Raw genomic sequence first — 15173 nt, forward strand, 5'->3', positions numbered from 1 at the left:
TATGCTGTTACCTATATTCAGTAATACAGTAAAACATTTCTCTAAAAATGTAAAGTAATCTATTTGATAATTTTATAATAATCTGCCTTTCTTTCGATCGCACTTGGGAATCCGTTGGCCGGATAGCCAAGAATACAAGAACCTACACCGATATACTCGTCCTCATATCCTGCTTCTTTCAGCAGTTCTTTCCCTAGTTCTGTCTCGAAAGTCTCCCGGATACGATTGATCCAGCGTGAACCCAGTCCCAGTGCATATGCAGCATTGAACATGTTGCCGAGGCAGAGGCTTGCATCCTCTACCGCTGTAGGAGCATCTTTTCGCGCAAGAACAAGTATGATAGTTGGAGCCCCGTAGAATACATCGAATCCTTCCGGTGCTCCGGCAATCTCTGCATTCAGCCTGCAAAGCTTTTTGATCCACTTTTGATTCTGCACTGCAATAAATATAGGAGACTGCTTATTTCCACCAGAAGGGGCGTTCATACCAGCTTCCAATACAGTAAGTAACTCCTCCTCTGTAATCTGTTCCGGTTTATACTCTTTACAGCTTCTGCGATTTTTGATATCTGTGATTGTCTCTAACATGTGACTTCTCCTTTTCTTATCTTATTTTTAAGTTTTATAATCATTATATCCGGCCTTACGAATGAATACTTTTCTATAATTATCCAATACGGCTCATAAAATTAGGCGTAAATTTTCCGTATAGCCGGCACAGGACAAAAAATATACTCTTATTTTTGTCCTGCCGCAAAAAGAGACGGCCTTCTACGAATGAATATTCATAAAAAACCGTCCCTTCTTTACTTAAGAACCTCAATTTTACATAGATACCTCTTCTTCTCTTTGTCATAGCTGATCCCCACTGCCAGGATCCTGCCCGTATACTTCGACTTTTCCCCTAATTTTCCCTGAAAACGGAGAGCATAATTTTTTCCCCGGATCTGATGTATTGCCTCTTCCGGAGTATGACCGACCTTAAGCTCTAAGATAATGCAGTCTGCACTCCTGTCCACTACCGGATAAAAAATGAAATCTACAAATCCCTTCCCAGCCTTGTCCTCACGTTCCACACGATACATGTCACGGGCCGCCAGGTAAACGAGATTTACCACCGCCGTCAATTCTGTTTCATTATTATAGTTTAACAATGGGGCTTCTGTATCATGGGCCAGCTCCAGAATCTCCGTCATGGTCTGAGTATCTCCATTCAGAGTAGCCGTTAACATCCGGCCAGACTCCTTTGCCAGCTGGTACACATATCCCAATGATTTTTCCTTTTGCAGCATATCCGCAAACCTATCCATCAACTCCTTATTAGGGATAGATACTCGGCCATTCTCATAGCTTAAGAAGCCATATACAACCATAGCTGAAAAGATTTCTTCTCTTGTCGATAGATTCTGGGATGTGGCTGCATATTCCCGGATCTTGACAGGTACCTCCCTGCCGGAAACCATAACTGCCAGATCATCACGTACTGCATCAATATTATTCTCAATATAGTAGTAGATCTCATCATACGGTCCGGAGGAGGTCCAGTAATTTCCAAGATTATTATTCCATAAGGACATTACTACAGATCGTGGATTATACAACCGGCCGCCTGAAAACGTATGATAACCGTCATACCAATATTTCAACGCCTCCCTCGTTACTTCCTGAGATAAATGGTTTTTCTTCTGATAACGTTCAAACAGGTCATCTACCTCTTTTTCGGTAAAACCAAAATAATCCGAAAATCGTTCTTCAGCAGCCATTGTAAACTCTGCGAACATATTCAGTTCAGATCCACTGGAATACTTGGCGATCGGCAGGATCCCGGTCATATAAGCAAGGAGCACATAGGGACGGTCCTTTAGAAGGCTTCTTAAGAACGTAAGATATTCCTTTTTGTCCGCTTCTGTGACAAAATCCTGATGGAAAATATAGTCCCATTCATCTAATATGAAAATAAAACGTGCGGTATCGTCTTCCGCATATATCTGCATCAGGACATCCACTGCAAATTCCTCATCTTCCAGTTCGATTTCAGGATATGCTTTCATCAAATCCCTGACCAGGCGCTTTTCGATCCGCCTGATATATTGCTCATAGGTAATGTTAGACCCAGCCGTATCATTAAAAGAAATATGAATCACCGGGTATTGATTCAAGAAATCAGAATACCCCTCTTCCTGCGAGATCTTAAGCGGTTCAAACAATGTACCTGCATCACATGCTCTGGTGAAGAATGACGCAATCATATTTGCCATCACCGTTTTTCCAAACCGGCGGGGGCGTGTGATACAGATATAGTTTCCCCCTTCTTTTACCAGTGGAAACAGTTCCTTTAATAACAGTGATTTATCTACAAAGTAAGGCTTATTCACTTCATCATTATATAATGTATAAGCAGTTTTACTGTCTAAGTAGATCCCCATGGAATGTGACCTCCTTCTATATCTAGCATTTCATTTACAATATATTATACCAGAAACAGAAATCAAATCATACCATCTATTTAAAAAGTCCTGAACAACTCACTGTTCAGGACTCTATAACCTTTATCATAATTATCGGTTACCAATACTTCATCACCTAAGAAAGACCTATTTCTCGTAAGTTCCCTTACGCAGCAGCTCTTTGCCGCTCATCATCACATTTCCTTTTGCAATCACAGTATCGATATCCATCTCTTTATTGATCAGGAGCATATCTGCATCCGCCCCCTCCGTAATACATCCTTTCTGAGGATAGAGATTCATTCCCTTCGATACATTGGTGGTCAGATATGGAAGGACCTCATCCAGGCCCATTCCCAGTTCCTGCACCATGCGTTTGATTTCTTTGTAAATACTTGCGACCCCGGAGACTCCGATTTCCAGAAGTGATCCGTCAGGCGCGTAATTTGACCAGCTTCCATGTCCGTCTGAACTGAATGTAATATGGTCAAGCGGCAGGCCGCGTTTCTTTGCCTCCACCACACAGTCCCCCGGATTCGGCTGTCCCTTTGTTCCACAGGTCAGATCGATATATCCGCCCTTTTGAATGAGCTCGTAACCCTCTTCCAGAAGTTCCGGATTTCGGTTCACATGTGTCGGACGGAAGATCTTGATCGGGATCGCCGTCTCTTCTACTGCCTGAAAGACCGGCTTAAGCCTGCTTTTTGCATCACCCATATGAAGAACGATAACACCTGGTTTTCCGCTCAGCATCCCTGCTACACGTGTCTTGCTTGCAATCCGGATCAGCTCATCCAGTGAAACATTCGGCGCACGGTGATCTGAGATCGCCAGCTTTAAGCCCAGCACTTCATCGATAAAGACGATATCCCGGTCTGCTTCTCCGGTGATCGTAGGCCCCGGATGCCCGTAAGCTCCGGTAAACATATAAGCGGTGATCCCTTCCTCATTCAGTGCTTTTGTCTTGGCATAAAGGTTCTCCGCACTTCTGGTCATCCCGTCTGTACCGATCAGTCCCATGACCGTGGTGATCCCATTTTCCAAAAGCTCGGAAAGCTGGATCTCCGGTGTTCTCGTGAAGAAGCTCCCTTCTCCCCCACCTCCGGTCACATGAACATGATTATCGATCAGACCGGGGATAAGGGTCAGCCCCTCCCCGTCGATCACCCGGCAACGGTCAGGCAGCTCGGGGATTGAATCCGCGATCCATTCGATCTTGTCATCACAGACCAGAACATCTTTCTTCCCTTCGTGTGCCGGGGAATAAACATCAACATTTCTGATTATCAACATATCTTAAGACTCCTCTTCTCCTGGTTTGATCTTAGCGATCCCAAATCCGGTGACCGCAAGAATGATCGCCATAACGATTCCTGTGTAGTTCATGATCGCCCATGGAAGATACTTCACGGTATCGACTCCGAGAGTAACTGCCATATAAGCTCCGGCCGCGGACCACGGTACAAGCGGTACAAGCACGGTTCCTGAATCCTCCAGTGTTCTGGAAAGGTTCTTGGCTGCCAGTCCACGTTTCTTAAAAGCATCCTTGAACAACTCTCCCGGAACCAGGATGGTCAGATAGGAGCTTCCTGTTGTCAGGGCTACGGTAAAGCATGCTGCAATCGTAGAACCGATCAGGCCTACTGTAGATTTTACCTTCTTTAACAGCAGTTCCAGCACCTTGTCCAGCATACCGGATACACTGATGATTCCGGCAAATCCCATGGCACAGAAGATCAGGACTGTGGTTCCTGTAACCGAAGTGACACCGCCCCGGTTGATCAGCTTGATGACCTCTGCAGATGCCTCCCCTGTGAAGCCTGTCATGCTCAGGTCAAATCCTGAGATCAGGGCTGTAGTTCCATTTACCAGTGAAAATCCCTGTACTGTGATACCAAGGATGATACATAAAAAGCTGGAGCCTACCATCGTAGGAATCGTCGGCCATTTCAGGAATGATCCTGCGATGACCAGTACAAACGGCAGCAGGATGATCGGATTGAACACGAACATTTCATCTAACTGGTCCATCATAAGCTGAACACTCTCCGGTGTAACTAATGAACCTGTAGTCTTTAAACCAACCACAAAATACACTGCCAGAGAAACTATTGTGGCAGGAATGGTTGTATACAGCATATGCGCGATATGCTCATACAATTCACTTCCTGCAGCCATCGGCGCCAGGTTTGTCGTATCAGACAGCGGGGAGAGCTTATCTCCGAAAAATGCTCCGGATACAACTGCTCCTGCAGTCGCCGGAAGGGAAACTCCCAAGCCACCTGCAATTCCCATCATAGCCACACCGATCGTTCCGGCCGCACCCCAGGAAGTCCCTGTTACGACAGATAGGATCGCAGATGCAAAAAATGCGGTTACAAGCATGAATTTCGGATTTACGATCTGTACACCATAATAAATAATCATAGGCACAGCTCCGCAGAACATCAGACCGCCGATCAGCAGACCCACAGACCACAGGATCAATGTTGCGGGCAGTGCGCTTGCGATCTTCTCAATGATGGCATCCAGCATCTCTTTCCAGTCAAATCCCAGATAATATGCCATAACTCCTGCCACAAGTCCTGCCAGAATCATCAGGAATTCTGTCTTTAACCCTAGATAGCCATATCCCACTGCCAGGATTACGAACATGAAAATAATGGGGAACAGCGCCTGGGCCGTCGTAGGTTTTTTCTTTACTCTCTCCTTCTTCTCCTTTGTCTTACTCATTTCAATTCCTCCTCATTTTTTATATAATTAGATTATAAATAAAAATAAAGAGCTATAAAATATCTTTAACTTGTCCAAAACTCTGTTTATCCAGAATTCTGAAACTATAAGTAAAATATCAGAATTCTGCTTGGCCTTCCTGTTTCCGCCTGATTTCTCATACCGGAGATACAGGCATATCCGCTGCTCATCAGTTTTTCTATGACGCGGTCCACATTCCTGACTGAAACTCCGCAGTATTCAGCCAGCTCCTTCGATGTAAATGTATTCTTCTTGTACTTTTCCATCATTCCCTTGATCTTTAACAGATACTTCATGCTGACTCCGCTGTCAATGGAGATCTGCTCCAGCTTCTCCTCCGCAAGCAGAGTCTTTGCCGCCTTGCTCTCATTCGGCTCGATGGGCCCCGCGATCCGTCCCTCCCCGTGCGCAATAAAGATGACGCTGTGGTCATACTGGATCGAATACTCCAGAGCTGAAAGTGCATTCTTTTTTGCCTCAAACATGGTCGCGCCATATCCGATGCCGACTGCGATCCGGCAGAAGATCTTATTCTTTAACTGTTCCAAAAACATCAGGTTCGTGTAATGCTTTGTCACCTCCACGAGTACCTTCTTGGTCGTAAAGAGATACACATTACGGTTGCTGCCCTCCACCACTGCGGCCTCGATCTGCTGGGCAAAGAGGTAGATCTGCTCCATCACCTTCATGCGGTCCACAAGATATTGGTATTCGTAGTTCGCAAGATTCCCCAGAGAGACCTCCGCTGGCATATGCAGGCATAAAACAGCGATATCCTTCGGTGTATTGTGTGCGTCCATATAGCGCTGTTCCAGACGGCGGATCGCAGACCTGACCGTTTCGCAGGTACGTTCGCTCTTCACACAGGGAATATTGTCACCAAGAAGAAGCCTTGCCACCTCATTATGTGTTGTGACGCAGATATCCACGCGTTTCTCTTCATAAGCTTTTTTATGGAAATGATAGATCATCTGGTTGCTCTGGTAATCGTCATACGCTTCCTTCATCCCTACGATCTCGTCCAGGTTTTTAAAGATCCCGACCTCACTGAGCGCCTCCTGAATGATCTTCCTGGGATATGTGTCAAAGCTCACCCGCTGGATATCATACCCCATTAAGCTGATTTTTAACAGGACAGACATCATTTCCCCCTCATAACGGGGCAGAATCTCATACAGTGTGCTGCTGTCCAGGTAATCCTTGGCTATATAATAGGAGATCAGCCCCGAGAATAGAAGCCCGTCGTAGTTCTTCTGCCTGCTTCGTACGATTTCGGCAACGTCCTCATATTTTTCATATAGCAGGAAATCAAAATGAATGCTGTCAAACTCCGGGATCAAATGCTCCATTTTGGGCACAAATGTCTTTGGGCAAATGATTGCTGTTTTCATTGGTAGTTACCCCTTTCCTCTTTTCCTAAAGGTTCTTTTAAAGGTTCTTCCAAACCTCCTTGATATCTTTCAGATCCGTCTGTTTCTCAATCTGGTTCACGATTTTCTCACTGCTTACATCTGCTACGGTGATCTTCCCATAATCCACCCAGACATAGCAGATAAAGCAGAGGATCCCCAAAGACAGCCTGAAGAAAAAACTGCCTCTGGGCTGCTGGTTCGTTCCGTCATCATAAAGATCATGGTAGATATTCCCGTATCTGGGATGGACTGCAGGAATGAAGCCGTCCTCGTTATATAATTTCCTTGTCTGGCGCAGAAGTTCACGGCGCCGTGCTTCTGAATCGTTCATATACGGTACCCCCTTTGGTTTTGAAAAAGGCATATGATACGTTTACCATATCATATGCCTTTCGTGTCCGTGCTAGAACTATCGGTCCGCCAGCTCGTTCGTAATATCCTCCCAGGTGATCCCGCGCTCTACCATCAGGACCATGGCGTGATATAAAAAGTCTGACATCTCATATTTGATCTCCTCAGGATTGGGGTTCTTCGCAGCGATGACGATCTCTGTCGCCTCTTCCCCGACCTTTTTAAGGATCTTGTCAATTCCTTTATCGAACAGATAATTGGTATAAGAGCCTTCCTTTGGATTCTGCTTCCGGTCCATGATCGTGGCATATACGGACTCGAAGACCTGGAGCGGGTTCTTAGCATCATAATCACTGCCCACGATAGGCTGGAAGAAACAGGTATGGCTGCCCGTGTGGCAGGCCGCCCCGACCTGTTCTACTTTTGCAAGAAGAGTATCCTTATCGCAGTCGATGGTCAGAGTCTTCACATACTGATAGTGCCCGGAAGTCTCGCCCTTCACCCACTGCTCTTTCCTGCTCCTGCTGTAATAAGTCATCCTTCCTGATTTTACGGTGTGCTCAAAGGCCTCCTCGTTCATATAGGCCATCATCAGCACCTCATTTGTTTTATAATCCTGTACGATGACCGGCAGCAGCCCGTCTGAATTCAGCTTAAACTCAGAGAAATCCATCATGCTCTCAAAGGAGGTCATCTTGATCCCTTCTTCAGTGCAGATATCCTTGAAATAATTGAAATCCATCTCCTTCTGGCTGATGAACATGCCGGATACGCCCTTCACACCGTCACATTTAAGGATCTTTAAGATCTCTTCCTGCTCCATCGTATCTGTCACGACAACACACGGGATCTGTGTTACATTCATGACAGAGTTTAAGTCCAGTCTGTGCATGAAAATAATCTCTGTACTGTATTCCTCGATCAAATGCTGCTGCTTGAACAGAGCATCAAAATCATTCAGGGATACGGCGATCCTCTCTTTTCCGAAGCGTTTAGAAACCTCTTCGATCAGTTCGATGGATAAGTGCTTGGAAAAGTTCAGCATAGCGCGCTTTGCCCCTGCATACAGGATCTTTTTGACATCCTCCTGCCTGCGGATATTGCCGCCTGCCACCATGGGGATACTGATGACCCGGTTGATTTTCTTCATCAGGTCGATCGCCTCTTCATGCTCTTCATCTGAGTTGGACAGATCAAAAATAATCAGCTCATCCGCACCCATCTCACCATACTGCTTCGCGAGGGAAACCACGTCCTCCGCGATCACTTCTTTATCGTCAAACCATTTTACAGCTTTCCCTCCATCGATCAGGATGCAGGGGGTCAATCTCTTATAGCTCATTTATCATCTCTCCTTTAAAGGCTGCCCTTCGTGGACCACACCTCTTTCATTCTCGGCTCCTCCATGGTCGCCATATCCAGTGCTTTTCCGAATGCTTTAAACAATGCCTCTGCCATATGGTGGTTATTGCCCTCTTCCATGATCTTTAGATGGAGATTCATTGCCGCACTGTAAGACACGGCATAAAAGAATTCCCTGATCATCTCCGTATCCAGGCCGCCCAAGTGCTCTGCTGTAAAAGGTGCACTGTATTTCAGATAGGGGCGCCCGGAAAGGTCCACAGCGCAAAGTGCCAGCGTCTCGTCCATGGGAAGAAGGAAGCTGCCGTATCTCTTGATCCCGGCCTTATCTCCCAATGCATTCGCGATGGCCTGACCCAGGACGATGCCTGTATCCTCGACTGTATGATGGCAGTCCACATCCAGGTCACCTTTCACCTCTACCTCCAGATCAAACAGCCCATGTCTGGCAAAGCCATCCAGCATATGATCGAAAAAGGCGATTCCTGTGTCGATCTGGTTGTTTCCTCTCCCATCCAGACAAATGGTCAGAGTGATCTCTGTTTCTTTCGTCTTACGCATACAACTGCCGGTCCTGTCCATCATACATACCTCCTGTCTTTTGTAACCGCCCGTTCTGTTATTTTTCTTCAAACCGTACCTTGATAGAATTTGCATGGGCAGTCAGCTGCTCTGCCTCGGCAAATTTCTCAATATCCAGGTGAACCGCTTCCAATGCCTCTTTAGAATATGCGATAATACTGGATTTCTTGATGAAATCATCTACAGACAATGGGGAGAAAAACTTGGCTGTTCCATTCGTCGGAAGGACATGGTTCGGTCCTGCGAAGTAATCCCCCAAAGGCTCGCTTGAGTATTCTCCTAAGAATATGGCTCCCGCATTGCGGATCTTCATCATGACCTGATAAGGATCCTTCGTTACGATCTCCAAATGCTCTGATGCGATCTCATTGGCCGCCTCAATGGCCGCCTCCATGGTCTCTGCCACCAGAATATGACCATAATTATCCAGGGATTTCTGAATGATCTCCCCTCTGGAAAGCTCTTTCACAAATGCCTCGACCTGTGCAGAAACCTTCTCTGCCAGCTCCTCGCTCGTGGTGACCAGGATCGCGGATGCCAGCTCATCATGCTCTGCCTGAGAGAGCAGATCAGCCGCCACATATCTCGGGTTCGCAGTCTCATCTGCAAGCACCAGGATCTCACTCGGCCCTGCGATGGAATCGATGCTGACATGGCCATAAACAGCCTTTTTAGCGAGTGCAACATAAATATTGCCGGGTCCTACGATCTTATCCACCTTTGGAATGCTCTCTGTACCATAAGCCAGAGCCGCGATCGCCTGAGCACCACCCACTTTATAGACTGCCGTCGCACCGGCTTCCTTCGCTGCCACCAGCGTAGTCGGGTTCACCTTCCCGTCTTTTCCCGGAGGGGTAGTCATGATGATCTCGTCCACTCCTGCCACCTTAGCAGGCATGATATTCATCAGCACGGAGGACGGATAAACAGCCTTTCCACCCGGCACATAGACTCCCACCCGCTGGAGTGCCGTCACCTTCTGTCCAAGGAGTGTCCCGTCGGGCTTGCTGTCAAACCAGCTGTACTGCATCTGTTTTGCATGGTACGCTTCAATATTCTTCAAAGACTTTCGGATGATCTCAAGCAGGGAGTCCTCTACCTGGGCATACGCCTCTTTGATCTCCTCCTCTGTCACAAGGATCGTAGAGGCATCCACCTTAGCCTTGTCAAACTTCTCTGTATAAGCAAATACGGCTTCATCGCCCTTTTCCTTCACCTCATCCAGAATCCCGCGGACGCTGGCCTCATACTGTCCGTAGTTATTGGGACTGCGCTTTAATAAGTCATCCAGCAGGTTCTTTTTTGTGCTTTCATCTAATTTCTCGATCCGCATTATCCTTCCTCCTGTAGTAATTTTCTCAGATTCATGATCAACTCCCTGATCCTGTCATTCTCCATCCTCATGCTGACTGGATTGACGATCATGCGCGCAGAAAGCGGACATACCTCCTCCAGTACGACCAGTCCGTTTTCCTTCAGGGTGGACCCTGTCTCCACGATATCTACGATCACCTCAGAAAGTCCCACGATCGGTGCCAGCTCGATAGAGCCGTTCATCTTGATGATCTCCACGGTCTGGTGCTTCTTATTATAGAAATAGTCCTTTGCAATATTCGGATATTTGGTCGCAACACGGATCAGCTCATGGTGCTTTAACAGCTCTGCCGCATCCTCATGCCCGCACACACACATCCTGCACTTTCCAAAACCGAGGTCCAAGACCTCATGTACCTTGCGTCCTTCCTCAACGATCGTGTCCTTCCCGACCACTCCGATGTCTGCTGCGCCGTATTCCACGTAAGTCGGCACATCCGGGCCTTTTGCCAGGAAAAACTTGAGCTTTAATTCCTCATTAACAAAAATCAGTTTCCGGGAACTCTTATCCTTCATTTCCTCACAGGTAATTCCCAGTTTCTCCAACATATCCAATGTCTTACTAGCCAGCCGCCCCTTTGTCAGGGCAAATGTTAAATATCTCATATTCTGCTTCCTCTATTTTCTTTTTCCCGCATTGATCTGCTTTTCTTCTCCGGTCCTTAGGTTGACCATCTCAATTGTCAGATCATCCTTTAAATACAGCATGCTCACCGCCTGGGTGCGTTTTCCGTATTCCAAATAGGCTTCCTTTTCCTTGCCGTCACCACGTTTATGCATCTCCACATATTTTCCCTTTCCACGGAAATTTTTTGCCAGAGAAACTGCCCATTTCTGCGTTGCCTCAGTGTAGACGATCAGGTGGGTATGGCTGACCTCCACTGCAATCTTCTGACGGCTCAGAGCACTCATCAGCTCATCCACGATGATCGCAAATCCGATGGAAGGGGTATTCTTACCAAACTTCTCAAGAAGCTGGTCATAGCGGCCGCCCCTCACGATGGCATCTCCGGTTCCATATGTATAGGCACGGAAAATGATCCCCGTATAGTATCCATAGCTTCCGCTCATGCTCAAATCAAAGCTGATGTGATCCTGTACCCCGTAAAGCGTCAGCAGCTCATACATCTCCTTTAAATGGGTGATCGCCAGCTTAGCGCTGATCGTTGGAGCGGCCTTTAAAGCCTGCTCCAGGACCTCCACACCGCCCATCAGCTCCGGCAGCACCTGAAATGCCTCCTTGATATGTCCTTCCACCTCCTGATTGTCCAGGACCTCCTCAACCCCAAAATAGTTCCTGTTCGTAATCAGATGGTGGACCTCCGCCTTGCTTTCATCATCCAGACCGGCTGCATCCATCAGACTCTGAATGAAATCCACATGTCCGATATTGACCTGGAATTCCTCCAGCCCGACTTTTTTCAGGCCGTCCACGACCATAGCCAGCATCTCTGCATCCGCCTCCAGTGAGTCTGCTCCGATCAGCTCGGCACCCATCTGTGTATTCTCCTTGAGCCGTCCCTGATAGCTGGAGTGGTTGATGAAGGTACTTCCCTCATAGCATAACCGGATGGGGAAATCTTCCCCTTCAAACAATGTAGCGGCTGCCCTTGCTATGGAAGGCGTAATATCCGGGCGTAATGCCAGTGTATTCCCTTCTCTGTCAAAGAACTTATATAATTCCCTGGAAGAGATCGTTCCGATCTCTTTACGGAATACATCAAAATATTCAAAAGTAGGTGTCTGGATATCCTGGTATCCGTAGCTGTGCAGAACATCCAGCAGCTTCTCCTGGGTTGCGAGCTTCTTCTTGCATTCTGTATTGTAAATATCCCTGACTCCCTCAGGTGTATGTAATTTCTGTTCCATTTTTCACTGCCCTTTCACTTTATCGTGCTAATACGTTAAATTCCCTTGTAAATTATACGCAGTTTCTCCTATATTGTCAATCCCTGGCGTCCAAATCCTTCTGGATATAATCCAGATACGGGACAAAACAATTATTTTTCAGCTTCATAAAATAATCCGGGTTAAGCTCTTCATACCGAAAACTCTTGCGTCCGCCCTCCCGGGCCCGGTCCCAGAATCTCTTAATCTCTTCAAAACGCATGTAGTACAGCTCATTGTTGCTGCTGTAATAGATGATCAGGAAGGAGATCCCCCCCTGCTTTTCAAATTTTTCCATAAAAACCATCTGGTGCTCATGTACGTTCTGCAGCGGAAATGTATCCACACTGCATTCCTTTGCATCGAAACAGACAGGAATTCCCTGTACCGCACCGATGTAATCGACTGTACTGATCTTATCAAAATACGCCAGAGTAATGTGACGGCGCTCCTTATCGATACGGACCGGAGTAATGGGGGTCGGGATCTTCTGGATCAATGCAAGCCCCATCTCCTCATACCGCTCATTCGTGCGGTTGATCAAGTCCTCCAAGGTAGAGCCGCGAAGCCCTCTGGAATTCCATGTTCCCATATTACAAAACTCCCTTATCCCGTGCTATTATCTTAAACTGGGTAGGAAGAGCGGCAGTAAATTCCCTGCCTGAGAGGTCAAAAAGCGCCCCCTCAAGTGAAGGAAATACCAGGCGGTAAGCATGTAAAAGCTGATGCTTTAACCCATATGCATCCCGGTATCTGTCATTTAGCTTCCTGTCCCCATATTTGTAGTCCCCTATGATCGGATGCCCCACCGAAGCCAGATGCGCACGGATCTGGTGTGTCTTCCCCGTGATCAGATGGACCTCCAAAAGCGTAACACCGCCCCCGGTCTTTAAGGGTCTGTATTCCGTCTCGATCAGGGCGCTGTCCTTCTCCTCATGACGCAGGATCTGAACCTGGTTTGTCTTTGCATCCTTTTTTAAGTAGCCCCGGATACAAGAAGACTCTTCTACCTGCCCCCTGACCAGGCAAAGATAGTACTTCCTAAGCGTTCTGTCTTTAAAAAGGCGGCTTAACTCCTGCAGTCCTGCCAGGCTCTTTCCTGCCGCGATCATACCACTGGTATTCCGGTCCAGCCTGTTGCAGACGGATGGCTTAAAGGTACGCAGCTGCGCCTCGTCAAGCTGCCCTGATGACAGCAGATAGGCGATCAAGTGTTCCACCACCGATACATCTGAATCCACCGCTTTCTGTGACAGCATGCCGGCAGGCTTATTGATCAATAAGATGTTGTCATCCTCATATATGATATCCAGTTTTACAGCCGGAGCTTTGACAGGCGCCTTAACAGGGCTGCCTGAAAACTTCCCGATCGTCTCATCGGATAGAAAAAGCTTCACTTCGTCTCCGGTATTCAATTTCTCATTTCCAGATGCTTTTTTTCCGTTGAGTGTGATATTTTTCTTGCGGAGCATCTTATAGAGAAAGCTCTTAGGTGCCTCGCTTAAATACTTTGCAAGCAGTTTGTCTAACCGCTGTCCCGCTTCGTTCGCATTGATGATGATCTGCTGCATGGATCGTTCCTTTCCTTTGCTGCTTTTAAGTAAGATTTCAGTAGGATCAGACCTACATAGATATATTCAGGATGATATTCGCCATCTTCTCTTCTAATTCCTTTGTATCACTTTTCTCCACGTAAGCGATGGAATCCAGTCCTTCTGCCCTGGCCAGAAAAGCGGTATAATTATTCAATATTTTCACAGAAGCCTCCGGAAACTGATTCTGGTTCAGGATTCCTCTGATATGAGTCGCCGCATACTTTAGATCCACCTTCTCGCTGTCCGTATAGCCGAAAATCGTATTGCCGGACAACACGATGCAGCTCATAGGCATGACCTTCTCCCGGCTGGTGATGATCATGTCATAGATCACAGTGATATGTCTGGTCTTACTCCGGATCTCCTCTGCCCGTATTGCCGCAATGGAGGGGTATGGAAACCGGGTGATCACTCCTACAAGGGCTTTTGAAGCCGGAAGGCACCCGACAACAGCCACGATCGTCAGCAGATTCTTCTTCGTATGGGTCTGGCTGTATCCCAGGAAAAAGATCGCCGCTACGATAGCAAAATAAATGACTGTGCGGATAAGCTCCACTTTCTTCTTATACTCCAGATATCCCGGATTCCCCTTCATTACCTTTTTCATGTTGTAATTCTCCTCATTTTATCTATAATTCTCTTAGTGCTTATGAAAAATAAAATTGATGACTGCCCTGTGCGGCAGAAGCTTGGCGCCCAGTCTTGCCGCCTTCATCGCAGGTCCGTATACGGAGACCTCCTTTTTCTTCCTTGTATCTATGAGGGCTCTTCTGACTACCTTTTTCGGGTTCGCCATCATGGCATCCTTCCACATGTTCGGGAGACGGCCTGAGACATCAAAGAACTCCGTATCCACCGGTCCGGGACAGACCGCTGTCACATAAATCCTCTGGCTTTTCAGCTCCGCACCAAGCGCTCTCGAAAAACTAAGCACATAGGACTTGGTGGCTGCATAGACCGCAAAGGACGGCTGCGGACAGAAGGCCGCGGCAGACGCAAGATTAACGATACGCCCGCCGAATCTGATGTAAGGCAGGCAGAGCAGCGTCATCCTGGTCAAAGCCCGGCAGTTTAAGTCGATCATCTCTGCCTGAGAATCCGGTTCCCTGTACGAAATTTCCTTAACTGAGCCCATTTTACCGAATCCTGCAGCATTCACCAGCATACGGATATCCGGTTTCTCCTCCTCAAGAGCCTGGGCCAGGTCCTGATAGATCTCCTCTTTTTGCAGATCTCCTTGAAAGATCCGGTAAGGCATCTCTTTACTCTCACTCAGCGAGGCCAGTCTGTCACGTCTGCGCGCGATCACCCATATCTCATCTAAGCTTTTGTAGAAATGAGGGATCTGGAGAGCAAACTCCCTGCCCATCCCCGCAGAAGCACCTGTCACAATTGCAATCTTCATACCTG

15 protein-coding genes are annotated in these 15173 nt (G+C 47.2%); all 15 read right to left on the reverse strand.

Annotation, left to right across the window (positions count from 1 at the left end):
• Nucleotides 1-59: 59 nt before the first annotated feature.
• A complete protein-coding gene (locus AC4OGX_RS12215) occupies nt 60-587 on the reverse strand; it encodes a nitroreductase (protein ID WP_493330787.1) in 528 nt (175 codons plus the stop codon).
• A gap of 218 nt (nt 588-805) precedes the next feature.
• Complete coding sequence (locus AC4OGX_RS12220; protein WP_493330788.1) at nt 806-2425, reverse strand: AAA family ATPase; 1620 nt, start codon at nt 2423-2425, stop codon at nt 806-808.
• 168 nt (nt 2426-2593) lie between these two features.
• Nucleotides 2594-3739, reverse strand: coding sequence for a beta-aspartyl-peptidase (gene iadA, locus AC4OGX_RS12225; RefSeq protein WP_493330789.1), 1146 nt, complete (start codon nt 3737-3739; stop codon nt 2594-2596).
• Between the two features lie 3 nt (nt 3740-3742).
• A complete protein-coding gene (gene nhaC / locus AC4OGX_RS12230) occupies nt 3743-5179 on the reverse strand; it encodes a Na+/H+ antiporter NhaC (protein WP_493330790.1) in 1437 nt (478 codons plus the stop codon).
• A gap of 104 nt (nt 5180-5283) precedes the next feature.
• Entirely contained in the window at nt 5284-6591 is a 1308-nt protein-coding gene (locus AC4OGX_RS12235; RefSeq protein ID WP_493330791.1) for a hypothetical protein, read from the reverse strand.
• 37 nt (nt 6592-6628) lie between these two features.
• On the reverse strand, nt 6629-6943 hold the full coding sequence (locus AC4OGX_RS12240) for a hypothetical protein (protein ID WP_493330792.1): 315 nt from the start codon (nt 6941-6943) through the stop codon (nt 6629-6631).
• Nucleotides 6944-7021: 78 nt separating this feature from the next.
• Nucleotides 7022-8305, reverse strand: coding sequence for a bifunctional phosphoribosyl-AMP cyclohydrolase/phosphoribosyl-ATP diphosphatase HisIE (gene hisIE / locus AC4OGX_RS12245; RefSeq protein ID WP_493330793.1), 1284 nt, complete (start codon nt 8303-8305; stop codon nt 7022-7024).
• A 14-nt stretch (nt 8306-8319) separates the two neighbouring features.
• Nucleotides 8320-8910 carry an imidazoleglycerol-phosphate dehydratase HisB gene (hisB, locus tag AC4OGX_RS12250; RefSeq protein ID WP_493330795.1) on the reverse strand — a complete coding sequence of 197 codons (591 nt, stop codon included), beginning with the start codon at nt 8908-8910 and terminating at the stop codon, nt 8320-8322.
• Nucleotides 8911-8944: 34 nt separating this feature from the next.
• Complete coding sequence (gene hisD / locus AC4OGX_RS12255) at nt 8945-10240, reverse strand: histidinol dehydrogenase (RefSeq protein ID WP_493330797.1); 1296 nt, start codon at nt 10238-10240, stop codon at nt 8945-8947.
• Nucleotides 10240-10887, reverse strand: coding sequence for an ATP phosphoribosyltransferase (gene hisG / locus AC4OGX_RS12260; protein ID WP_493330799.1), 648 nt, complete (start codon nt 10885-10887; stop codon nt 10240-10242). The genes hisD and hisG overlap by 1 nt, the downstream gene beginning before the upstream one ends.
• Before the next feature lie 12 nt (nt 10888-10899).
• Nucleotides 10900-12150 carry an ATP phosphoribosyltransferase regulatory subunit gene (gene hisZ, locus AC4OGX_RS12265; protein WP_493330801.1) on the reverse strand — a complete coding sequence of 417 codons (1251 nt, stop codon included), beginning with the start codon at nt 12148-12150 and terminating at the stop codon, nt 10900-10902.
• A gap of 76 nt (nt 12151-12226) precedes the next feature.
• Entirely contained in the window at nt 12227-12760 is a 534-nt protein-coding gene (locus tag AC4OGX_RS12270) for a Holliday junction resolvase RecU (RefSeq protein ID WP_493330802.1), read from the reverse strand.
• 1 nt (nt 12761) lies between these two features.
• A complete protein-coding gene (locus tag AC4OGX_RS12275; RefSeq protein ID WP_493330803.1) occupies nt 12762-13739 on the reverse strand; it encodes an RluA family pseudouridine synthase in 978 nt (325 codons plus the stop codon).
• A gap of 52 nt (nt 13740-13791) precedes the next feature.
• Nucleotides 13792-14370, reverse strand: coding sequence for a hypothetical protein (locus AC4OGX_RS12280; protein ID WP_493330805.1), 579 nt, complete (start codon nt 14368-14370; stop codon nt 13792-13794).
• 33 nt (nt 14371-14403) lie between these two features.
• Nucleotides 14404-15168 (reverse strand): SDR family NAD(P)-dependent oxidoreductase, encoded by a 765-nt coding sequence (locus AC4OGX_RS12285; protein WP_493330806.1) that lies wholly within the window; start codon nt 15166-15168, stop codon nt 14404-14406.
• Nucleotides 15169-15173 lie beyond the last annotated feature (5 nt).

The sequence above is a fragment of the Faecalicatena sp. genome, from assembly GCF_058819085.1.

Bases quoted from the DNA above. Each gene is read 5' to 3' on its own strand.
- AC4OGX_RS12215 (WP_493330787.1), bottom strand. From the start codon at position 587: ATGTTAGAGACAATCACAGATATCAAAAATCGCAGAAGCTGTAAAGAG.
- AC4OGX_RS12220 (WP_493330788.1), bottom strand. From the start codon at position 2,425: ATGGGGATCTACTTAGACAGTAAAACTGCTTATACATTATATAATGAT.
- iadA (WP_493330789.1), bottom strand. From the start codon at position 3,739: ATGTTGATAATCAGAAATGTTGATGTTTATTCCCCGGCACACGAAGGG.
- nhaC (WP_493330790.1), bottom strand. From the start codon at position 5,179: ATGAGTAAGACAAAGGAGAAGAAGGAGAGAGTAAAGAAAAAACCTACG.
- AC4OGX_RS12235 (WP_493330791.1), bottom strand. From the start codon at position 6,591: ATGAAAACAGCAATCATTTGCCCAAAGACATTTGTGCCCAAAATGGAG.
- AC4OGX_RS12240 (WP_493330792.1), bottom strand. From the start codon at position 6,943: ATGAACGATTCAGAAGCACGGCGCCGTGAACTTCTGCGCCAGACAAGG.
- hisIE (WP_493330793.1), bottom strand. From the start codon at position 8,305: ATGAGCTATAAGAGATTGACCCCCTGCATCCTGATCGATGGAGGGAAA.
- hisB (WP_493330795.1), bottom strand. From the start codon at position 8,910: ATGATGGACAGGACCGGCAGTTGTATGCGTAAGACGAAAGAAACAGAG.
- hisD (WP_493330797.1), bottom strand. From the start codon at position 10,240: ATGCGGATCGAGAAATTAGATGAAAGCACAAAAAAGAACCTGCTGGAT.
- hisG (WP_493330799.1), bottom strand. From the start codon at position 10,887: ATGAGATATTTAACATTTGCCCTGACAAAGGGGCGGCTGGCTAGTAAG.
- hisZ (WP_493330801.1), bottom strand. From the start codon at position 12,150: ATGGAACAGAAATTACATACACCTGAGGGAGTCAGGGATATTTACAAT.
- AC4OGX_RS12270 (WP_493330802.1), bottom strand. From the start codon at position 12,760: ATGGGAACATGGAATTCCAGAGGGCTTCGCGGCTCTACCTTGGAGGAC.
- AC4OGX_RS12275 (WP_493330803.1), bottom strand. From the start codon at position 13,739: ATGCAGCAGATCATCATCAATGCGAACGAAGCGGGACAGCGGTTAGAC.
- AC4OGX_RS12280 (WP_493330805.1), bottom strand. From the start codon at position 14,370: ATGAAAAAGGTAATGAAGGGGAATCCGGGATATCTGGAGTATAAGAAG.
- AC4OGX_RS12285 (WP_493330806.1), bottom strand. From the start codon at position 15,168: ATGAAGATTGCAATTGTGACAGGTGCTTCTGCGGGGATGGGCAGGGAG.